The sequence below is a fragment of the Rhodothermales bacterium genome (genome assembly GCA_034439735.1).
Classification (GTDB): domain Bacteria; phylum Bacteroidota; class Rhodothermia; order Rhodothermales; family JAHQVL01; genus JAWKNW01.
In genome coordinates, this window is sequence record JAWXAX010000217.1 from 1 (window position 1) to 22971 (window position 22971).

The 22971-nt window shown below is 62.7% G+C and carries 15 protein-coding genes; 10 read left to right on the plus strand and 5 right to left on the minus strand.

All coding sequences use genetic code 11. The features are described from left to right. Nucleotides 1–364: hypothetical protein (locus SH809_15940; protein ID MDZ4701202.1), on the minus strand; the 364-nt coding region annotated here is incomplete at its 3' end. Between the two features lie 103 nt (nucleotides 365–467). Between SH809_15940 and SH809_15945 the strand changes: the two genes are divergently transcribed. Both SH809_15945 and SH809_15950 read left to right on the plus strand, forming a co-directional pair. Continuing rightward, nucleotides 468–977 carry a histidine phosphatase family protein gene (locus SH809_15945; protein MDZ4701203.1) on the plus strand — a complete coding sequence of 170 codons (510 nt, stop codon included), beginning with the start codon at nucleotides 468–470 and terminating at the stop codon, nucleotides 975–977. A 95-nt stretch (nucleotides 978–1072) separates the two neighbouring features. Further along, on the plus strand, nucleotides 1073–1309 hold the full coding sequence (locus SH809_15950; GenBank protein MDZ4701204.1) for a hypothetical protein: 237 nt from the start codon (nucleotides 1073–1075) through the stop codon (nucleotides 1307–1309). Nucleotides 1310–1330: 21 nt separating this feature from the next. On the opposite strand, the gene SH809_15955 is transcribed toward SH809_15950, so the two are convergent. The 3 genes from SH809_15955 to lnt all read right to left on the minus strand — a co-directional run bounded on the left by SH809_15955 (nucleotide 1331) and on the right by lnt (nucleotide 4048). Then, nucleotides 1331–1669: a hypothetical protein gene (locus SH809_15955; protein ID MDZ4701205.1), complete on the minus strand. Its 339-nt coding sequence runs from the start codon at nucleotides 1667–1669 to the stop codon at nucleotides 1331–1333. A gap of 192 nt (nucleotides 1670–1861) precedes the next feature. Further along, nucleotides 1862–2455 carry a Maf family protein gene (locus SH809_15960; protein ID MDZ4701206.1) on the minus strand — a complete coding sequence of 198 codons (594 nt, stop codon included), beginning with the start codon at nucleotides 2453–2455 and terminating at the stop codon, nucleotides 1862–1864. A gap of 21 nt (nucleotides 2456–2476) precedes the next feature. Then, nucleotides 2477–4048: an apolipoprotein N-acyltransferase gene (gene lnt, locus SH809_15965; protein MDZ4701207.1), complete on the minus strand. Its 1572-nt coding sequence runs from the start codon at nucleotides 4046–4048 to the stop codon at nucleotides 2477–2479. Between the two features lie 232 nt (nucleotides 4049–4280). Between lnt and SH809_15970 the strand changes: the two genes are divergently transcribed. The 8 genes from SH809_15970 to SH809_16005 all read left to right on the plus strand — a co-directional run bounded on the left by SH809_15970 (nucleotide 4281) and on the right by SH809_16005 (nucleotide 22212). Continuing rightward, a complete protein-coding gene (locus tag SH809_15970) occupies nucleotides 4281–4754 on the plus strand; it encodes a hypothetical protein (GenBank protein MDZ4701208.1) in 474 nt (157 codons plus the stop codon). A gap of 44 nt (nucleotides 4755–4798) precedes the next feature. Next, the gene (locus SH809_15975) at nucleotides 4799–6988 is read left to right on the plus strand and encodes a penicillin acylase family protein (GenBank protein ID MDZ4701209.1); all 2190 of its coding nucleotides are present in this window, start codon (nucleotides 4799–4801) and stop codon (nucleotides 6986–6988) included. Further along, on the plus strand, nucleotides 6883–7215 hold the full coding sequence (locus tag SH809_15980; GenBank protein MDZ4701210.1) for a penicillin acylase family protein: 333 nt from the start codon (nucleotides 6883–6885) through the stop codon (nucleotides 7213–7215). Before SH809_15975 ends, SH809_15980 begins: the two co-directional genes overlap by 106 nt. A 186-nt stretch (nucleotides 7216–7401) precedes the next feature. After that, complete coding sequence (locus SH809_15985) at nucleotides 7402–8907, plus strand: sodium-dependent transporter (protein ID MDZ4701211.1); 1506 nt, start codon at nucleotides 7402–7404, stop codon at nucleotides 8905–8907. A gap of 344 nt (nucleotides 8908–9251) precedes the next feature. Continuing rightward, nucleotides 9252–15407, plus strand: coding sequence for a malectin domain-containing carbohydrate-binding protein (locus tag SH809_15990; GenBank protein MDZ4701212.1), 6156 nt, complete (start codon nucleotides 9252–9254; stop codon nucleotides 15405–15407). A gap of 256 nt (nucleotides 15408–15663) precedes the next feature. Further along, nucleotides 15664–18336, plus strand: a complete 2673-nt coding sequence (locus SH809_15995; protein MDZ4701213.1) for a choice-of-anchor D domain-containing protein — start codon at nucleotides 15664–15666, stop codon at nucleotides 18334–18336. 229 nt (nucleotides 18337–18565) lie between these two features. Next, a complete protein-coding gene (locus SH809_16000) occupies nucleotides 18566–21874 on the plus strand; it encodes a malectin domain-containing carbohydrate-binding protein (protein ID MDZ4701214.1) in 3309 nt (1102 codons plus the stop codon). Nucleotides 21875–21969: 95 nt separating this feature from the next. Beyond that, a complete protein-coding gene (locus SH809_16005) occupies nucleotides 21970–22212 on the plus strand; it encodes a hypothetical protein (protein MDZ4701215.1) in 243 nt (80 codons plus the stop codon). Nucleotides 22213–22312: 100 nt separating this feature from the next. Here the strand turns inward: SH809_16005 and SH809_16010 are convergent. Beyond that, nucleotides 22313–22971 (minus strand): T9SS type A sorting domain-containing protein (locus SH809_16010; GenBank protein MDZ4701216.1); only part of this gene is annotated, 659 nt, incomplete at its 5' end.

A 22971-nucleotide genomic window follows, 5' to 3' on the forward strand; every position in this document is an offset into this window, starting at 1 on the left:
ATGCTCTTGCTGTCTGCGGCGAGCCGCTTGGATTCGGAATCGCAAGCGGGCTGGAGATCTTCTTTCGCGGAGAATCCGGCGAAATCGAACGCTCGCCGCAGACAGCCAGAGCATGCACTGACGCATCGATACCGCAGCCCGAGATGTTTCCACCCGGGATGACCCCGGCGATCAGCACAAACTGATTGTGGCGAAATTCGTAGCCGGCGTTCACGGGCCGACCGTGTGAATTCCAGTTCCGTATAAATGCATCGACACGGTCGGACAGTGTGGCGGATTCGGCGTCCGTCAGCGGGCGGTCGAGCGCATAGATCCACAGACGGCTGGAGCCGGGGAGTTGATCGAACGGGAACGATGGAGTCATAACAGAATTACGGTTAGTTTGGGGCATTGTACCGACAAATCGCGGGAAGGATCTCGTCTATAATCACGTAGGCTATCAACGGATACGATACCCATAGACCGTCATGAAAACCATCTATCTGGTTCGCCACGCCAAGTCGGATTGGTCTGGTCCGATCGAGCGAGATCACGACCGTCCCCTCGCGCCGCGCGGGGTGGAGGCGGCTACACGGATGGGGGCGTGGCTGGCCGCAACGGATGCGCCGCCACAAAAGGTCGTCAGCTCGACGGCCCGCCGCACACGCGAAACCGTGCGGTTGATGCTGGATGCCGCCGGCTGGAGCGTCCCGGTCACGTATTCCTCGGCGCTGTATGAGACGGACGGTGAGCGGTATCTGGAGGTGCTGCGTGCCCTGCCGAAGCGGGTGGGGCGGGTGATGTTGGTCGGCCACGAGCCGGCGTGCAGCGAATGTGTGGGGCTGCTCATCGGTGGGGGTGGTGTGCGATTTGCAACGACGACAATCGCGCGTATCGACCTGGCGTGCGCCACCTGGGAGGCCATTCAGCCCGGCGCCGGTGAGCTGTACTGGTTGATGCCGGCGCGGTTCAGACCGGTCGACCCTATTGGCGATTAAAGTTCGCCCGCCACCGGTCGATACCCCCTTTGCCACCTGTCGCACGCGCTCCCCGGGCCCGATGCGCCATCCCCCCTACTTACCACCAGGATCGTATGTTGCAGCAATCCGAGGACGAAATCCTCCGTGTCCACCAGGAGATTACCACCGCCTTCGACGAAAGCATCCGCGCCAACAACCAGGACTGGTTGAAGTACTTCTGGCAGATCATGATGGAGGACTCCAACCTCTCGCGTCAGGCAATCATCGACTTGATGCTCGACGAGTTGAATCGCGGCAACACCTGTTCGAAGGAGATGCTGCGCTCGATCCTGGAGCACGACATCGACTGAGCGCCCGGAAGACGCTTCGGGTCAGTCCGGATTTTCGTAGAAGACGTACGGCGTGGAGTAGTCGCTGATCTCGAAGTAGACCTTCTTTTCGTCAGGATCCACGACGCCGTTCAGGTTGGCGTCCATCACGCCGTAGCCGAAGCGGTAAGGGCGGTCAATTCCGCCATCCGTGGCGGAGGCCGTCGTGAGTTTATCAATTTCCATGAAGCGGCGCACGAGTTGATCGCCGGCGTAGATTTCGAGTACGCCGTCGGTGCCCGTCCAGTTTTGAACGGCCCGGCCAAAGCGGTTTTGTGTTTCTTGCGTGCAGCCGGCCAGAAGCAGGAGGCCGGCGAAGAACGAGCCAGTAATCGTTTTCATATCGGGTATGCTGGGATGATCGTCATTTGGGTCGGTTCTTCAACGGCCGACAGGCAGGGATGGTTGCTGCCCGCGAAAATCGATCATGAACGTCGGGTGACGCGTTTTCGCCGCGCGGCTCCATCAACCAGCGCGTCCAGCTCCGGCACATCGAGCCGCGGCTCAGAGCGGGGGATGGCATTCTGGGCGGTTTTAGCCGATGAGTAAGTCGGAAAAGTTCGTTTTGAGCACCGTGTAGAGCCGGTGAAGTGGCAGCCCGACCACCGTGTAGTAGTCGCCCTCGATGCCCGACACGAACAGGGCGCCCCGGTCGTCCTGGATACCGTACGCGCCGGCTTTGTCCATCGGGGACCCGGTAGCAACATATGCCGCTATTTCGCGCTCGTTTAACGTAGCGAAGGTGACGCGGGTGGCCTCGTGCGCCTCGATGCGCCGGCCGCTGGGAGCATGCGCCAGGGCGATGCCGGTGTAGACGACGTGGGTACGGCCGCTTAGCCGGCCGAGCATATCGACGGCCTCGTCTGGCGTCGCCGGCTTGTTGAGGATCTCCCCGTCCAGTACAACAATCGTATCCGCCGCCAAAACGAGTGCATCGGGGAATTGATGCGCGACGGCGGTGGCCTTGCGCTCCGCCAGACTCTCGACAATGGCCGGCGGGGCCAGGGAGGAATGAAACGACTCGTCGACGTCGGGCGCGGCCCGGTTGAACGTCAATCCCAGTTGTTCGAGCAGTTGTCTTCGGCGGGGGGATGTGGACGCCAGGACGAATGGGCAGGTGAATTTCATGGAGAAGGGTAGATGGCGAGGTCAGGTGTGCAGCCAACGCTCCGAGAATCGGTTGACGAAAAACCACCCGGTGAGGAGCAGCGCGACGGCCATTCCGACAATGCTGACCCAGTCGCCATAGGTCACATAAAAGGTGCGTTCGGTGGCGATGGGGGCATGCACGGTGAGCGCGCGGCGCTTCATCCAGTCGGTGGCGACTTCGATACGCCCCGACGGCAGAATGAGGGCGCTCGGGCCGGCGACGGTGGCGAGCACGACGGCGCGGCGTGTTTCGATGGCACGGAGACGAGTAAATGCCAGGAATTGCCAGGGACCAAAGGAGCGGCCCCACCAGCCGGTTTGCGCCACGACCACGAGGACATCCGCCCCCATTTTGACATAGCGGCGGGTGTAGTCTCCAAACAGGCTCTCAAAGCAGATCAACGGACCGACCTGGCGTGCGCCCACCGGCAGGAGGACGCGTTCGCGGCCTGGCTGGTACCCGGCCACGCCACCGGCCTCGACCCGCATGAAGTCCAGATGGGGCAACACGGACTCAAAGGGTATCCGCTCGGCGAACGGCACGAGCTTGTTTTTATCGTACCGCAGGGTGGGCAGCGCGGGCCGGTAGAGCAGAGCGCTGTTGGCGAAGCTAAGGGCCGGCAGGCGACCCGGCGCATCGGCGATGGCGCCGGTGAGGAGGGGAATGCCGTGTCCATCCACCCACGACCGCATCCGCTCGGCCGTATGGGGTGCGTTGCGCAGCACCGTGATCGCTGTCTCGGGCCAGATGAGCAGGTTGGGCGCGGGCGCGGCGTGCAGGAATGAGTCCGACAATGCCACCAGGGCATCGACCTGCGCCGTCTTGTCTTCCGAGGCCCACTGCTCGGGCGCCGACGCGGGCTGGACTAGCCCCAGCGTAACGGTGGTTTCCGCGCCAAAGGTGTCGTCAATGCGGAAGGCGCTGTAGGCGTACGACGCCATGAAGAGGATCACGACCGAGATCCCGGCGGCTATACGGCGGCGTTTGTGCACCCCCGTGATTACAAAAAAGAAACACAGATTACATAGCCATACCCACAGCGTGAGACCCGGCACGCCGGCGAGGTCCGCGATCTGGTTCAGCGATGGGGCGCCCGCCAGGGTGTTGCCCAGCAGGGGGCCGGGCATGGCGAAGGGACCGTGGCTGATGCCCCATTCGATGGCGACAGAGAACGAGACCAGAGCCGCGCAGCCCAGCGGAATGCCGAATTGCCGGCGGATGGGAATGGCCAGCGCAAAGGGCAGCGCCAGGAGCATGGGCAACACAAAAAAGCCGCTGAGGGACGCCCACGCCGCGTCCGGGAGCCGGTGCAGGAGTGGCCACGAAAAGACGACGAGGAACGTGACGAGCAACGCAAAAAAACTGTCCAGGTACATCAGACGCATGTCCGTCTGATAATACCAGAGACGCAGGAGCGGCAGGAGCGCGAAACTCCCCAGCACCGGAAACGGGAACGGTGGGAAGCTCAGGGCGAGCAAAAAGCCACACGTCAACGCGCCGCGAAGGCGCGCGGCGACATCAGGCGCATGGCGTGACGGAACGTATCGGGCCGCTTCCGGCGGTAGGTGCATGGGGACGTAACGAGCTTGAAAATTGAGACTACTGACGATAGCGAATCTGATGCTTTTTTGCATCCTATGTCGCATATTCACGTGACCGTTGGATCCCCGGCGCACGGTACAGTATTTGATCTCCCCCACCCAGGAAATGTAGACGGTCGCCCCTCCCTGCGGGGTGAAGCGGCCGAGTTGTTGTGCCATCGCCGGCATCGCGTGTTGTGGCCGGCACATTACCCCCAGGTGTATGATCGACAGCGTTGAAGGAACGGGACCGCGAAAATCAGCCGGAGATACCCGTCCAGCGTACGAGTTTATCGTGCACAGCGTCCGTCAGCAAGGCGATGGCGATGGACCTGATCTGGTGCTGCGCCGCAGCCCGATCGATAGGCCCGGGCAGCCTGCGCGCGAAGACGTCACCGTCATCGTCCGTGAAATAAACGCTTCCGCTGAGGAAAAAAAGTCCGTGGATGGGGCTGCACCCGAACTAAAGCCGATCGCCGACCGGGTGGCCGAGTACGTCGCCTCCCTGTCCGACGACGTGACGGAGGAGGTGGTGCGGGTGGTCGACTTCCTCATCGCCGAGGAGGAGCGTGTCGAAGCGCCGGCCGACCTTGCCGGCCCGTTCACCTCGGACGGATCGCCGTTCGCCGACTCTGCGCTTCCGACGGCGCCGTCGCCCAATCGCTACACAAAAAGAGTTGAATTCGATCGTTCCTGATCGTATCTACACGCAGGCGTTTCCACCGCTTCTCCCTGCGTGACATGAAGGCTTACCTGCGGCTCCTGGTCTACCTGGCCCTCACCGGCGCGCTTCTGTTTATCCTCCTCGAGCCTCTCGGCGGCGTTCCCGCGTTGGGGCGATTGCTCGATCCCTGGGAGGGGCTCTACCACACGGCCCGCTCGGCCGAGCCAGCCGGCACGCTGGATTCCGCCGTCATCCCCGGCAGCAAAGGCCCCGTGGACATCGTACGCGACACGCGCGGCGTGCCCCACATCTTCGCGGATAACGACCTCGACGCCGTGGCGGCGCTGGGGTTTGCAACGGCTCGAGATCGGCTCTTCCAGATGGATTTTCTGCCCCGTGTGGCGGCCGGCCGGCTGGCCGAGGTCATGGGTCCTTCGCTTGTCGCCACCGATCGGATGCTTCGGAAAACGGGCATGGAATGGGGTGCTCGCCGCAACCTGGACCGCATCGTGAAGGCCGGCGGAATCGAGTGGAATATCCTCGACGCCTACTCGCGGGGGGTGAACGCCTACCTGGACGGGCTGGACGAAGCGGAGCTACCCTTTGAATTTCGCCTGCTCGGGTATAAACCCGCGCCGCACACGCCGCTGCAGTCGCTGCTCGTCCTGCAGTACATGGTGTACGACCTCACGTTTCGCTCGCCGGCCGCGGAAGGCGCCCTCGACTCCTCGCTGGCCGAGCTCTTTCCCGCGTATCCACCCCTCAGCGTGCCCATCATGCCCGAGCCCGGCGGCACCGTGCTGGACGCGAACCGCCGGCCAATCTACTCGGAGTCGGGCTATTTCATGGCGGATGCCGGATCGCCGCCGGACGGCATTTCATCGCTCGCGGAAGGCTGGCTGCCCGGCAAGGGCTCCAACAACTGGGCGGTGGATGGGCTGCGTTCGACCACCGGATCACCGATACTGGCCGGCGACATGCACCTGTCGCTCTCGCTACCGGCCATCTGGTACGAAGTGCATCTCGTCACCCCGTCCATGAACAGCTACGGCGTGACAATCCCTGGTGCCCCCCTGCCCGTCGAGGCGTTTAACGACCGCCTGGGCTGGGCCTTCACCAACACAGGAACCGACCAGATCGATCACTTTGCCCTGCAAGTCGACGCCGGCCGTGGCGCCTATCTCCATAACGGCTCGTACCGTCCATTCGAAATCGTCGTCGATACGATCGCCGTTCGGGATGAGCCGCCCCGGATCGATAGCCTGTATTTTGCGCACTGGGGGCCGGTGGATATGGATCGGGAGATCCCTATGGCCATACGCTGGGTGGCGCACGACTCCAGTCGCGCCCTGCGCGCGTTGTGGCAAATGAATCGGGCGACCAACTTCCAGACCTTTCAGGATGCCCTGCGGTACTGGGATACCCCGATGCAAAACATCCTGTATGCCGATGTCGACGGTAACATCGCGATCCGCTCTACCGGCTACCTCCCCATTCGGGCAAGCCGCGATGGGACCGGTCTGCGGGACGGCGCCCGCGATGATCACGCCTGGGTCGGACGCGTCCCGTTTGACGAGTTGCCCTTTTCGTTCAACCCGGCTCAGGGTTATCTGGCGTCGACCAATCAGGTGCCGGCAGACTCGACCTATCCCTATTTCCTTGGCCGCTCCTGGGAGAGCGGCTACCGCTCGCTGCGCATCGACGCCCTGCTGAGCGGCCAGGAATCCCATGCGCTCGACGACATCAAAGCGTACCAGTCGGATGTGTATGTGGTGCAGCGCGACCTGTTTGCGCCCCTGCTGGATTCCCTTTCGGGGCTTTCGCCCCGGGCGCAGGAGCTTCGGGCGCTCCTCAACAGGTGGGGGGGCGAGGCGTCCGTCGACCGACCGGAGCCGCTGGTGCTGGATATCTTTCTAAAAAGTCTCGCCGGCCTGGCGTGGGACGAGCCGCTCTTCGATCGCGTGGGCGAGCCCGAGGAAACCGTGCTGTACGACCTGCTCGTCGAGCATCCGGAGTCGGAATGGTTCGACGTGCAGGACACAGCCTTCCGGGAGCAGGGGGAAGACGTCCTACGGCTGGCCATCGAGGCGTCGGTGGACAGCCTCGAACTCGGCTACGGCTGGGACCGGGCCGCTGGCGATGGGGGGATCACCACCAGGTCGTGTTTCGCCACTTCACACGCAGCGAGGCGCTTCGGACCCTGTGGCGCGGGCCGTTTGAATATCCCGGGTTTGCCTCCACGCTGTCGCCGGCGGGTAGCCGGGTGACGACACACAGCGCCAGCTGGCGCATGGTGGTGGATTTCTCCGCTCGGCCCCCGGTTGGATACGGCGTCTACCCCGGCGGGCAGAGCGGTAATCCTTTTAGCGCCCTGTACGATCGGCATATCGAGACCTATCTCCGGTTCGAGCACTATCCCTTGTTCAAACCCGTCTCGGCCGATCAGGCGCGTGCCGGCGACATGGTCTCATCCCAGCGGTTGGATCCGGGATGATCCGCGGGTGAAACGGTCCCAGGGGTGTCGGCATGGGATCGAATAAAAGCGGGTTCTGGCTTGCAGGTAACCCATTTTCGGCCTAATGTTGACGCCGACACACGACACCCTCCTGGACGATAAGCCGGGGGGCGGGGCACGTGTTCCACCACGCGTCGAGGCCGTCGCGCCACAGGATTCAGAGTTATGAACGATCATACAGAGCTTCGATTTTCTTCCCGGCTAGGGCTCATCCTCAGCGTACTTGGGATTGCGGTAGGGACGGGCAATATCTGGCGGTTTCCCAGGATCGCGGCGCAGAATGCGGGCGAGGAGGGCGCCGGCGCTTTTTTGCTGGTCTGGTTGCTGTTTCTGTTTATCTGGAGCATCCCCCTCATCATGGCCGAGTATGCGCTGGGCAGAAAGGGGCGGATGGGGTTGATCGGCACCTTTTCGCTGGTTGCTGGTGAGAAGTTTGCGTGGATGGGCGCCTTTATCGGGTTTGTGGCAACGGCCATCATGTTTTATTACTCGGTCGTGACGGGCTGGTGCATCTACTATTTCGTGCAGACGGTATCCGAGCCGCTGCCCTTTACCACGGGCGCAGCACAGGGGGTTTGGGATCAATTCCAGGGTGGATATTCACCTATTCTGTACCACGGCCTGGCCATGCTGGTGGGCGGGCTGATCGTCTGGAAGGGCGTTTCTTCCATCGAGCGCGCCAATAAAGTGCTGATTCCAGCGCTGTTGATCATCGTGCTGGTGGCCCTGGGCCGCGCCGTGACACTCGATGGCGCTTCTGCCGGGATCCGGTATCTGTTCACGCCACAGTGGGATACCCTGGCAAACCCTCGGCTCTGGCTGGATGCGCTGACGCAGAACGCGTGGGATACGGGCGCCGGCTGGGGGCTGATCCTTACGTACGGGGCTTACATGCAGCACCGTCACGGGGTCGTTAAAAACGCCTTTATCACCGGTATTGGCAACAACACGGTTTCCCTGCTGGCCGCGATCACGATATTTGGCGCCTGCTTCGCGATCCTCGGGGCGAGCATGTCGCAGAGCGAGGTGCTTGCGGTGATGCAGAACAGCGGGCCGGCGTCGACCGGGCTGACATTTATCTGGATGCCGCAGCTGTTCAGCAAGATGCCCCTGGGGACGCTCTTTGCCTCGCTGTTTTTTCTAGGACTCTGTTTTGCCGCCTTCAGCTCGCTTATCTCCATGATCGAACTCGCCGTTCGTATTCTGGTGGACGGAGGCCTTTCCCGTAATCAGGCGGTCCTCTCGGTGTCGGTCGTCGGCTTCTTGCTGGGCATCCCCTCGGCGGTGAATCTGACGTTTTTTGGCAACCAGGATTTTGTCTGGGGGGTGGCGCTCATGATCTCCGGGGCGCTGATCGCATTTGCCGTCGTACGCTTCGGAGTGGCCCATTTTCGTCGAGAGGAAATCAACGGGACGCCGATGGATTGGAGCGTGAGCAAGTCGTGGGATCTACAAATGCGGTACACGATCCCTCTTCAGGCTGTGTTGTTGCTGGGCTGGTGGTTGTATCTTTCGGCGACGGAGTACGCGCCGGACTCGTGGTACAATCCCCTTGATCCCTACAGCGTAATGACCTGTATCGTGCAGTGGCTGGGGGCGGCGATCGCGCTCATCATCGTGAATGGCTGGCTGGTCGCGCGGTTGAAGAAGAGTGCGCTGAGCTCGCTCTGAGCCGGTCGTTACTCCTGGGGTAGCATAGGGGGGGGCCGGCGGTAGGGTGTATCGTTGCACCAGGTGGACGTGCGAGGCATTTCCGGAGAGGATAGATCCGTGCTTCCGGAATCCTGTTTTTATGCCACGACTTGCCAGGCACAGGGATCGGCTACGCTCCGTCACGCCGAGATATCCCGGTCGAGGTTCGTTGACGAGGCGGCAATTCCCCAATCCTGGACATTGGCATGCTATTCGTGAACTGCCGGCATGCGCTCTTCGTATGTGGTCGGTAGTGGATGCGCCCTGGTCAGAATAAATCCCCTTTTCATTACTGTTACGTCGATTTTAGCTCGTTTTTCCATATGAAAGCACCGCTTTTTCGTAGTGCCGCCTGGTATCTTTTTATCGCCCTGAGCGCGTTTTTATCCCGCCCCGTTGTGGGACAAGTCAGCGAAGTACCCGTACCGGAGGTTTCGGAAGGTACCGCCCCGTGGAAGAAACGACTCATCTATCGCCCTGCCACGGCATCAAAAGGGGGGGCGCAAGCCGTGGCCTTTGATCCGAGCGGGCTGCAAGGCGAGAGCCTCGTGCTGCCGACCACCCTCCAGTTTGGTCCGGACGGCCGGCTCTACGTCGCGCAGAAAAACGGCTTGATTGTCGCCTATACGGTGGTGCGCAACGGGCCGCAAGACTTTACCGTGACGAACACCGAGTCGATCACGCTCATTAAGAACAACACCCCGAACCACGACGACGACGGGGAGCTGAACACGTCGACCAGCCAGCTCACGAACAACCGGCAGATTACCGGCATCTACGTGACGGGCACGGCGCAGAACCCGATCATCTACACGACGTCGAGCGACCCGCGCGAGGGCGCCGGCGACGCCGGCGGCGGCGTCAACGACTCGGGTCTCGATACCAACTCCGGCATCCTGCACCGCCTGACGAAGTCGGGCTCGTCGTGGACACGGCTCGACCTTGTGCGCGGCCTGCCGCGTTCCGAGGAGAACCATTCTACAAACGGCGTCGTGATCGATCACGAAACGAACATCCTGTACCTGGGTGTGGGCGGCTTCACGAATGCCGGATCGCCATCGAATAACTTCGCCCGCATCACCGAATACGCACTTTCGGCGTCCATTTTGGCCATCGACCTGGATATGCTGGCTGCCATGCCGGTCCAGGGCTCCGGCAACGCGGCTTATGTCTACGATCTCCCAACCCTCGACGACCCGACGCGGCCGAACGTCAACGGCATCGACAACCCGAATACTCCCGGCTACGACGGCATCGATGTCGGCGATCCGTGGGGCGGCAACAACGGCCTGAACCAGGCGAAAGTGGTGGCTGACGGCCCCGTTCGGCTCCATGCCACGGGTTTCCGGAATCCGTACGACCTTGTGATCATGAAGTCCCCGGGAGCCGAGGGGCGGATGTACTCGATCGACAACGGCGCCAACGCCGGGTGGGGCGGGCATCCGGTCGGAGAGGGCACCTACCCGGGCGCCAGCGCCGGCCAGTGCACCAACGCCTACAACCCTGCGGAGCCCGGCTCGACCGGCCCCGGCCCCAACGACAACAAAGTCAACAACCTGAACGGGTTGCACTACATCCGAGAAGTCGACGCCGGCAAGCGGTATTATGCCGGCCACGCGACGCCGGTCCGCGGCAACCCTGAGGGTGCCGGCCTCTACACGTTCTTCGACGGGGTCGGGGTGTTCCGCACGAGCACCACGGGTCCGAACCCATTGCCGGCCGACTGGCCACCCGTGCCGACCAGCGAAGCGTATGAGGCCGAGTGTGATTTCCGGAACTCCGGCGAGGGCGACGGTTCACTGGTCGATTACGTCCCATCCACCAACGGGATGGCCGAGTACACCGCCTCTACGTTCGGCGGCGAACTGCAGGGCACGATCCTTTCTGCCTCGTTTGGCGGTGAAATCTATGTTGCCCGGCTTAATTCCAACGGCGATCAGGTCTCCAATGGCATCGAGACGCTGTTCTCGAACTTCGGCCTCACTCCGCTCGACGTAATCGCCCAGGGCGACGACGATCCGTTCCCCGGGACGATCTGGGCCGTCACGTTTGGCGCGCAGAACATCACCGTGTTCGAGCCCTTCGAAGGGGAATGCGTCGGCGGCCCGGGCAACCAGGACGACGATGGCGACGGCTACTCAAACAACGACGAAATCGCGAATGGCACCAATGAGTGCAACGCCGGCGACAAGCCCTCCGACTTCGACGGAGACTTCACCTCCGACCGTCTCGACCCGGATGACGACAACGACGGGATCGACGATGTTGTCGATGCCTTCGCCCACGATGGCTTGAACGGCATTGGGACTACGTTGCCGCTGGACTACGACCTGTTTAATGGCGATATCGGGTTCTTCGGTATCGGATTTACCGGTTTGATGACCAATGGCGATACGGACTATCTCGACCAATTCGACGACCAGCTGATTGCCGGCGGCACCGCGGGCCTGCTCACCGTGCCGGACGTCCCCTCGGGCGACGCCCTGGGAGGGCAGAACGATCAGTTCTCCGGCTTCCAGTTCGGCATCGATGTGGACGACGAGACGCTGCCCTTCACGATCCGCGTGCGGATGCAGTCGCCCTTTTTTGGCAACACGCCTCAGGGCGAGCAGTCACAGGGCTTTTACATTGGCGCCGGCGACCAGGACAACTACCTCAAGGTGGTCGTGAGCGCCAACGATGGGGATGGCGGTCTCGAGGTAGTCAACGAAAATGCCGGCACGGCCGTGCGCACCATGTATGCTACCGGCGGCAACGGCGACGCCCCGATTGCGGATAACCTGCTGGAAACCGACGTCGAACTCGACCTCTTTTTCCTCATCAACCCCGCCGATGGGACGGCCCACCCGGGCTATAGCATTGACGGCGCCGAAGTCGTCTATGTCGGTAACCCTGTCGCGCTGTCGGGCGCCAATCTCGCGACCTTGCAGGGTACCGGAACGGCGCTCGCCGTCGGCGTGATCGCCACTTCGGCGGCCACGGGCGCGACATATCCGGCCACGTGGGATAAGATCACGATCGTGTATGATGCCACCGGCGCTTCTGCGCTGGTCAAGATCGAGCCGCCCAACGACATCAACGAGAGCACGAATTCGGGCGGCAGCATCAAGATCACCAATACCTCCGAAAGCGGGCAGAAGATCGAGAGCGTGGCGTTCGACTTGCAGTCAACCCTGTTCCCGGATGCCGTGTTCGATCCGGACGGCACCGCCGGCGATCAGACCGGCAAGGGCTTCACACCCAGCCAAGGCGAGGCGGCGACGGGGTTGTCTGGACACACGTTGTCTGGCTTCCACAACACGGTCGATGGAGACGACGGTTTCGACGCGTTGTCCATCGAATTTACCGACTTCGAGCCCGAGGAGACCTTCACGTTCTCCATCGATGTCGACCCGACCAGCATCAAGGGCACTTCGGCGCCCGGCCCCGGAGAGTCGGGCAGTGTTTCTGGTCTCGAGCTTTCGGGCGCGCTAGTCACGGTGACGTTCGACGATGGGTCGAGCTATCAGGCCGAGCTGTTCCGCACGCCGGAAAGCCTGAGTGGGTCACAGAACATCATCGCTGGCGGATCGCTTGCGACGCCGGGGATCAGCATCGTCGGGCAGTCGGGGCTGCAGGCGAAAGTGGCGGACCTCGAGCATGTAATCCGTGTCACGGGGCCGGCCAATACGGACGTACGCCTACTGGTGGTCGAATCGGCACTGTTCATCACGGGTGACGGCTACGCTATCGATCCGTTCGAGGCCAACTCCGCGATCGCCATCCAGGAATTGACGGGCAACACCGGCACGCTCGGGTTGGTGGATTTCGAGGTGACGATCACCGACAGCCAGCCTGAGGGCGGCATTAACTACCTCGCGGCCGTGTTTACGAGCCCGACCGATGAAACAAGCCCGATGTCGGATGTCGTCGTGCTGGATTACGACCCGGCGGCCGTGCCCGTCACCTTGTACCGGATCAACGCCGGCGGGCCGGCCGTGAACCTCAACGGGGTGTCGTGGAGTGCGGACCTGTACAGCACCGGCGGGGCCACGTTTAGCAACAACGGGTTGGCGATTGCCGGCACAAACGACGACGTCCTCTACACCTCCGAGCGGTACGATCAGGGCGCCACGGGCTTCGGCTACAGCATCCCCGTGCCGGGCGACGGTGACTATAATGTGGCCATCCACTTCGCCGAGATCTTCTTCGGCGCGCCGGGTGGCGGCGTCGGCGGCGCCGGCAAGCGGGTGTTCTCGATCGACATCGAGGAGGGTCAGGCTGTGCTTACAAACCTGGATATCTACGCGGAAGTGGGCGCCACCACCGCCCTCATCAAGACCTTCGAGGGCATCACGGTCACCGACGGGTTGCTGGATATCTTCCTGACGTCGTCTACCCGCGAGGGCAAGATCTCGGCGATCGAGGTGTCGACCTTTGGCGAGCCCAGCACCGTCTCCGCGTCCCCGAATCCGATCAATTTCTCGGTAGGGGAAGTGGGCGTAGCGACGCTGGCGCGGACGCTCACCATCAGCAATGGCGGTGGGGCGGCGGTGACGGTCTCCGGCATCACCTTTACAGGTTCGAACGCGGGCGAATTCAGCTCGTCCTTCACCAACCCGGTCGTGATCGCAGCAGGTGGTACGACCACCGTGGCGGTGACCATGACGGCGGCGTCCGCCGGCCCCAAAACGGCGCAGCTGAATCTAGTACATACCGGCAGCGACGACCCGCTGAAGATCACGGTATCGGGTGTGGGTCAGGCCGTCCAACCCGGTAACGTGTTGTACCGCGTGAACGCCGGCGGACCGTCGCTTGCTTCGCTCGACGATCTGCGGATCTGGCAGGGCGATCAGGCGGTTTCGGCGGCAAACGCGCTGGGCCAGGCACAGGTAGGCACGCCTTCGCCGTACGTCAATACGGCGGCGGCCGGTAACTTCACCTTTGGCAAGCTGAACAGCGTCGTACGCGACGCGTCGGTGCCGTCGAGCACGCCGCTGTCGCTGTTCCAGACGGAACGGTGGGACGCGGCCGCTTCGCCGAACATGCTCTGGTCGTTCCCGGTCGAGGCCGGCACGCAGGTGGAAGTCCGCATCTACCTCGCGGAGATCTTCCTCACCGCCGGCAATAACGAGGTCGAAGGGCCGCGTATCTTCGATATCCGCGTGGATGGCGCGATCCCGGCCGGGTTCGATAACATCAATGTCTTTGCCGAGGTCGGTTCGAACGTGGGTATCCTGCGCTCGTTCGTCACGACCAGCGACGGGGCCATCGACATCGAATTCGTGAAAGACGGCGGTCAAGAATTGGCGGCGGTGAAGGGGATCGAGCTGATCGACCTCACCAATGTGGCCCGCGCCTTTACCCCTGGCTGGAATCTCATCGGCCTTCCCCTGACGCCGCCGAACGCCAACTACACCGCCATCTTTGGCGATCTGGCCCCGACGACGGTGCCCTTCACCTGGAACGGCGCGTATGTCCAGGAGGCCTCGATGGTGACCGGCAAGGGCTACTGGCTGAACGTGGCGCAGGGCGGCCTGCACACGTTCGAAGGCACGGCGGTCGAGTCGCTCACGCTGACCCTGGCCGATGGCTGGAATATGGTGACCGGCCCGGTCTGCGGGGTGGATGTGGCCGATATCGACGATCCGGCCGGCATCCTGATTGATGACACCTGGTTCGCGTATACAGGCGGTTATGTGCCGACGACGCTCCTGCAGCCCGGCATGGGATACTGGGTGGAGGCCAGCGCCGCCGGCACGATCGGTATCGATTGCAACGGCGGCAGCGGCAAGATGGCTACCGGCCGGACGGCTCCGGATGGGTCCTTCGGCACGATCCTGCTGTCCGACGGCGCCACGGGCTCTCAGACGCTGTATTACGGCGGCACGCTCGACTCGCCGACGCAGCTGCGCCCCTACCAGCTCCCACCGCATGCGCCGGAAGGCGGGTTTGATGTCCGCTTCACGAACGATGCTCTGTTGATCGACTCCGAGTTTGCCAGCATCACGCTCCAGGCGTCCGAGTTCCCGGTTAGTCTTCGCGTCGTGAAGCTGGCCGAAGGCGACAATAAGCTGTACGTCCAGCAGTTTAAAGGCGGCCAGTCTGTCGCTACGTCCGAACTGGGCGAGGATGAAACGGTGTTGGTCACGGATGAGGCTGTCACCGAGTTGTTCATCACGAACACGGTGTCGGTGGATGATGGCGAGGGCGCGTTGCCCGGCGCGTTCCGCCTCGCCGGCAACTACCCGAATCCGTTTAACCCCACCACGACCGTGGTCTTCGACCTGCCGGAGGCCGCGCAGGTACGCGTCGAGGTGTACGATGTGATGGGGCGTCGTCTTCTGGAGGTGCCGGCGCAGGCCTTCGGGCCAGGCGACGGCCACCAGATCCAGATCGACGCCACGGAGTTGGCCAGCGGTATCTATCTGTACCGCGTCGTGGCCGACATGAACGCGACGAGTGCGTTTGCTGTGGGCCGGATGAGTCTGGTGAAGTAACTCCCCCTGGCCCCCCATCCCAGAGACCCTCCAATGCGCCGAAAGATGATCCCCAGCGGTCCAGACCACTATCACCCCCGGAATCGAATCGAGGTACCTTTGGTTCGATGAAGGTCTGTTCTCAAGATTACTATCTACGAGAGACGAGCGGTCCAGTCACCGCTCGCCTCTCGATCCCGCTTCGTCCCCAACCGATTGTCAATTGCCGACCCTCGTGCCGGCTACATCTATGAAAACACGTGCTTCAATGGGCAGATTGTTATCTGTCATAGTGCTGTTTGGTTTGCTCAGCGTCTCTTCCGTCTACGCCCAGGTCGTATCCGACGCGCCGTTCCTCGAGCACGAGGGGCTTGTAGTGATGGAGACGGAGTCTGTGCCTCGTCCGCAACTGTGGAAGTTTCTGACGACCGAGCCTGGCTATACGGGCGCCGGCTATCTCCGGTACACGGGCCCCGATCAGCTCTTTAACCCGGGAGTGGATATTATCGAATACAACTTTGTCATCGAGAACCCAGGCATGTACGGCATGGTGATGCAGATGTCGCATCTGGGCGCTCCGGCAGGCGATATGCAGAACGATGTGTGGACGCGCATGGATGCGAACGGGACATGGATCAAGGCGTTGCACCCCTTTAGCCAGATGAACAATGGGTTCACCATGCACACCCAGTGGGCGCTCAAGGAGAACGGCGTCGAAGTGTTTCGGAACGCCGAGTATTTCCTGACGGCCGGCGTGCACACGTTCTTTATGGCGGCGCGCTCATTTAACGTGCGCGTGGACCGCATCCATTTCTGGAAGCTCGAAGCGCCCTTCAAGGTCTCTTTTGCCACATCGCGTGACGCCTCCTTGCCCGAATCGTTGCGCGACGCCAACATCCTGGCCGTGACGCCGAATCCGATCGTGGTGCCAGCAGTCGCCGCGGGTCAGAGCGGGGCGCCGTTTGAAGTGACGCTGGCAAATGCCGGGGACGAAACGATCTCGATTTCGAGCATTGCCCTCTCTGGCGCCAGCGCGGCGGATTTCTCCCTGTCCGCGACAAGTGGCGTTACGGTTCCGGCCGGCGGCTCTACCTCAATCAACGTGACGTTCTCGCCCGACCTCCAGGGCACCAAAACGGCGAGTCTGACCTTTACACACGACGGCCTCAATTCGCCGCTGGTCGTTCCCGTTTCCGGCAATTCAACCTCCGGAGGGACGGGTACGACGATTCTCTTCCGCGTCAACGCCGGCGGCCCGGAGATCCCGGATGGTGCTTACCCGTGGCTGGAAGACCAGTCGGCCATCGAGGGACACGACAACGGCGCCTCGAGTGTGGGCACGCCGCATCCCTACGTGAATGCGGTGGCGAACGGTGACTGGACATTTGGCCGCGACGAGACGATCACCCTCGACGCCTCGGTGCCGGCTGGCACGCCGGTGGCCCTGTTCCAGCGCGGTCGCTGGGATCCGTCGAGCAGCCCCTCGATGCAGTGGAATATCCCGATCGAGGCCGGCAAGGAAATCGAAGTTCGCCTCTACTTCGCCGAGCAGCTATTTAATGCGCCGGATGATCCGCAGGGCGTCAATGGGCCCCGTGTGTTCGATGTCGCCATCGAAGGTGTAGTGCCGGCGGAACTGGATAATTTCCAGATCGCGTCGACCGGCGTTGACCTGGGCATCATGCGCTCGTTTGTGATCGTGAGCGATGGCAATGTCGACATCGACTTCTCGAATATCACGCATGACCCGATCATCCAGGGCATCGAGATCCTCGAGATCAGCGGCCTCTCCCGTTCGATGAACGAAGGCTGGAACCTCGTGGGTGTACCGGTAACCCCGGCCAACACGAACTACGCCTCCGTCTTCGGGAATGTGGATGTTACCACGCAGCCCTTCCTATGGAACGGCCTCAACTACGCCCAGTCCGCTACGGTTGGCGCCGGCGCCGGGTACTGGTTGAACCTCGGTGCGGCAGGCACGCAGGACTTTGAAGGCGCGGCGGTAAACTCGGTCGAGTTTACCATGGACGCCGGCTGGCAGCTGATCTCCGGCCCGGGGTGTATCGTGCCCTTCAGCGCGGTGGACGACCCGTCCGGCATCCTCGTCGAAGGGACACTGTTCGCGTACGGCAGCGCCTATGAACCGGCCGCGACGCTGCTGCCCGGCTTTGGCTACTGGGTGCTCGCCGACGGCGAAGGCACGGTGACCATTACGTGCGGCGCGAGCGGCAAGACCGCCGGCGCCGGCCAGGTGCCCGATGTCACGACGTTTGGGATAATCACGGTTCAGGACATGCTGGGCGCTTCGCAGGAGCTGTTCTTTGGCGACTCGCTCGAAACTGCCGAGGACATCAACTTCTTCGCGATGCCGCCGGTAGCCCCGGGAGGCTCGTTCGATGTGCGGTTTACTTCGGACCATCGCCTGGCCGAAGGCGCCGAGGCCGTCATCCAGTTGCAGAGCACGAACTTCCCGATGGAGCTCACGCTGACGCAGTTGCCGGCGGATTTCCTGGGTAGCCTCATCGTGGAGGAGCAGGTGGCCGGCCAGGTCACCGCTAGCCACGTGCTGACGGCCGACGGGACGCTGTCGATCACGGATGCCAACGTGAACAAGCTCCGCATCGTCCTCCGCGCGACGGCCACGGCGGATGAATCGTTTGAAACGCTTCCGGGCCAGTTCGCCCTCCGCGGCAACTACCCGAATCCGTTTAACCCGACGACGACGTTGCTCTTCGACATGCCGGCGAGCGGCACCGTGACGGTGCAGGTGTTCGACATGCTCGGGCGGCAGGTGCTGGATATTCCGGCCGCGGCCTTTGGCCCCGGCGCGGCTCAGCAGGTACAGATCGATGCCCATGACATGGCGTCGGGCCTGTACATCTACCAGATCAAAGCCGACATGGCGCAGTCGACGGTCGTGCAGACCGGCCGGATGACGTTGTTGAAGTAACGCGGCACGCGGAGGTGCAGGGTCCGGCGGACCCCGCACCTCCGAGACTACCCTACGGTTCAAGAGGCGCGGCGGCTCCGTTCATGGAACGGCGGCCGCCGCGCTTTTTTGTGGACGGCCGCCGCGACGCCGGCTTGCCGTGACGACCTTCTTTTAGACGTCGCCCACTCGTCGTTCCCATTCCGGCGCCCTGCCGTTCTCGCGCCGACGACTCCAAGGATATCCACCCATGCGCACCTACTCCCTTTCACCGCACGCCGTTGGATCATTCGTCCGCCGGCTCCTACTTTTGACGACGCTCTTGGCGCTCGCCTCCCCTGCGTTCGCGCAGGTCGTCGTCTACCGCATCAATGCCGGCGGCGCCTTCACGCAGGCGGCCGACGGCACATATCCCGATTGGGCGGAAGACCAGCAGGAAGCCCTCAATCCGGCGCCCATCCAGTTCGCCAAAAAAGGCATCAACTCGCCCTATGTCAATGCCGACCTGGCCGGCGATCAGACGGCCGGGCGGAATCGGGCCGATGAGATCGAGTACCAGGGGGCCGTCGACCCCGGGGTGAACGCACTGCTCTTCAACACCCAGCGGTGGGATCCCGCCGTGCCGGCTCAGCACATGATCTGGCGCCTGCCGGTGGTCGCCGAGCGCGACTACCGGGTGGTGCTGCATTTCACCGAGCTGTTCAGCGCCGGCGTGGGCTCGCGCGTGTTTGACGTCCAGGTCGAGGGGCAGCTGCGCCTCGACAACTTCGACATCCTCGGGCAGACCGGCAATCAGGAGAAGATCGTCGTCTCCCGCTCATTTGACGCCGTGGATCTGGACGGTGACAATCACATCGCCGTCGAATTCATCGCCCAGGTCGGCATCCCCGCGATCAGCGCGATCGAGTTGCTGGATATGTCGTCGGACAACCAGGCGCCCGTAGCCACACATCCGGGCGATCAGGTGAGTGAACCCGGCGATGCCATATCGCTCCAGATACAGGCATCGGACCCCGATGGAGAGGATCTGACATTCGGCGCCCAGGGGCTGCCGACCGGGCTGGTGATCTCGCCCAACGGCCTGATCTCCGGTGTGATCGATCCGGCCGCCGAGGGGCTGTTCGAGTTGCGCGTGATCGTTGTCGATGACGGCTCCCCGACGCGGGGGGTGTTTGTGCCGTTTCGCTGGGTAGTCGGCAGCGCCGCCCCGATCATCGTCGACGCGATCGAGGACCGGATGGTGCTGGATACAGCCCCCGACGAGAGCATCGACCTGAACAGCGTGTTTGAAGAAGCGGCCGGCCTGGACATGGCGTTTGTGGTTTTTAACAACACCAATGCTGAAGTCGTCGATGCGTCCCTCGACGGCCATACGTTGACGCTCGCCTACACGCCGGGCCTCCGCGGGACGGCGACGATCACGGTTCGCGCGACGAACACGGCCGGAAAGTTCACCGACGACACCTTCGTGGTCCAGGTCGACGGCGGCACCCCGATCGCCCTCGTTCAGATCACGCCGACGTCCGGGCTGGGCGCCAGCACCTTTAATCCGAATGAGATGGTGATCGCCAACCAGTCCGATGGCACCCTTCGGATCGAGCGCGTGACGATCAACCTGACGAACAGCCTCCTGATGGACATGCTGTTTGATCCTTCCGGCGGCGCCGGCGACCAGGGCGGCAAATGCCTCACGCCGGACACCGGTGCGGTGGAGACGGGTTTTGTCGTTCCGGGCAGCCTGTGTATCGATCCATTTTCCAGCCCAAAGGATGGCGGGTACTTCGTCATCACGCTCGCATTCACCGACTTCGATCCGGGCGAGACCTTCAAATTCTCCGTCGACATCGACCCGACCAGCATCAAAAAAGCGCGTACGGTCGGTGAGTCCGGTTCGGTTTCGGGCACCGAACTCGTTGGCTCGGTCATCACGGCCGAGTTCACCGGTGGCTCGAACCATGTAAACGATCTCTTCCGCGTGACCGTGGGTGGACTTGGGGGTGCGGAAGCGCATGTCCGCGCCGCGCCGGCGGCGCCGGTCGCTCTGCAGATCGTCGGCGTCGAGGGCGAGAGGGCCGTCTTCACCGAAGCCAATCAGGCGATTCGCATCGTGGGCCCGCCGGGAGCGGCCGTCCGTCTGCTGGCGGTGGATGCGGCGCTCAACCCGGAGGACTCGCCTGACGGCGGCTACGACCTGGATCCGTTTGAGGCGAACCAGGCCATAAACGTCATCGAGTATAACGTGACGCTCGACGGCGCCGGCCAGAAGGTCGTCCCGGTCAGTCTGAAAAAGACCATGCCGCCCAATGGTCTGGTGGGCGGGTTGAACCACTTCATTGCCGTCGTCAACAACGCCGGCTACGAAGGCAGAACGTCGAACAAACTCATCCTTGAGTTGGTCGGCGAGGGCCAGGTGTCGTTACTTGCCGACTGGAACCTCATCGGCGTCTCGCTCGACGTGCCCGACAATGACTACGAAGCGTTGTTCGGCAGTCTGTCGCCCGTCAGCCAGCCGTTCCTGTGGAACGGGGTTTCTTATGCCCAGACCGCCACTCTCGATGCCGGCCGGGGTTACTGGATCAACGTACCCAGCGCGGGCGCTATCACACTGTCGGGCGGGGAGATCCCTGAACTGACCCTCACGATGTTCGATGGCTGGAATCTCGTCAGCGGTCCGTCCTGCGTGATCGATCTGGAAGCGATCGAGGATCCTGGCACGATCATCGTCCCCGGCACCCTGTTCGCGTACGGCGGCGGCTACCAGCTCGCCAGCCAGATTACCCCCAATCGGGGCTACTGGTTGTTGACGACGGGCCCGGGTAGCGTTACGCTGGCCTGCGCAGACATCGAGGTAGCGGCCAAACGCGGCCCCACGGTACAAGAAGTGCCCGAGGGGTTTGGCGTGTTGACCGTGCAAGACGGCGAGGGCCGCCGGCAGCCGCTCTACTTCGGCGCCCGCCTGGAGGAGACCTCGTACAAACCCCGCTACGCGATGCCGCCGGCCTCCAGTCAGCTCCGCTTCGACGCACGTTTCGAAGATGACAGTCGCCTCACCGAGGGCGACGAAGCCATCATCCGGATTCAAGCAGACGCCTTCCCGATTCAGGTAGAGATCGACGCCCTGCCGGTAGCCGGCGTGGGGCTGTTCGAGATTCAGGAGCTGGTGCGCGGAGAGGTCGTCGCCTCCCATGTCGCGGTAGAAGGGGAGGTGATCGTGCTGACGTCGGAAGCGGTGGAGGCCCTCCGCATTCGCCGGCAGACGACGGCCGCCGAATCCCTACCCCAGACCTTCGCGCTCCGCGGCAACTACCCGAATCCGTTTAATCCCACGACGAACATCGTCTTCGATCTTCCCGAGGCGGCTGACGTGCGGTTCGACGTATACGACCTCCTGGGTCGCCGCGTGATGGCCCTCGATGCGCGGCCGTTCGACGCCGGCGCCGCCCGCCTCCTCGCGATCGATGCCTCGTCGCTGGCTTCCGGCACCTACATCTACCGACTCCGGGCGGACCTCGAGTCCGGCGTTCAGGTACAAACGGGCCGGATGACGCTGTTGAAGTAATCGAGCACCCCCGCGAACTACCCACCGATGCATACCCCTCCCCGCTGGCTGATCGAGGAACGCCCGGCCGCAGCACGCCGCGGCGCGTCGACCTCGTGGAAGTCCGTCGCCCGAGCGACATCATCGCCACGCTAGACGGCGACGGCACACTCGATGGGCTGCCGTTTATGCCCGAGATGGTGCCCCTGTGTGGACAGCGGTTTCGGGTGGCATACCACGTCGAAAAGACGTGTGTGGATGGGTATCGCGACACCTTTCGCGCGTTCAGCGCCGGCGATGTGGTGTCTGCCGCCGGGCCGAAAATAGGTACTGGCGAGAAATATGGCTTCGACGAATAGCGAATAAACGAATAGCGAATAAACGATTAGCGATTAGCGATTAGCGATTAGCGATTTGGGGTTTACCCTCGCTAATCACTAATCACGAATCGCTAATCCATCATCGTACCAGCGTCATCTTGCCCGTAGAGACATCTCCGTCGCTCTCCAATCGATAGATATAGAGGCCGCTGGGGAGGGTGGAGCCGTCGAACGTGACGTGGTGGGCGCCGTCGGGCATGATGCGTTCCACCAGGCGCTGCACGTGCTGTCCGACGACGTTGTAGACGTCGAGCGTGACGTAAGCTGTTCTGCGCAGGTTGAAGCCGATGCTGGTCCGTTCAATGAAGGGATTCGGGAAGCTCTGACTCAGCTCGGCGACCCCAGGGGGGAGGCCATCCTGCGAGACCGTGAATGTGATGGATAGCGGCTGGCCGAGGGCGCCTGTCGCGTTCCGTGAAGAGAAAGGCGACGCCTTGAGTACGTGCTCGCCGACATCGGGGGTCCAGGCGTTGTACGTTTCGCCGATATCGCCGGCCATGGCATATGGGAGCGTGTTCTCGAGCCGGAAGTTTAGGTTGTCGTTCAGTGAGAATTGGACGCTCCCCACTTGCGCCGGCTCGGTGTCCGCTCGAACGTTAAGCGCCGTTGTGGGCAGTGTGGCCAGGTTGATGATGTCGCCATCTTCAATCGCCATCAACTCCTCGCCCGTTGCCGCGACGACGAGGGTGAATCCAACGACACGGATACCGCCGTCCCCTCCATCACCGCCGCCGTCCC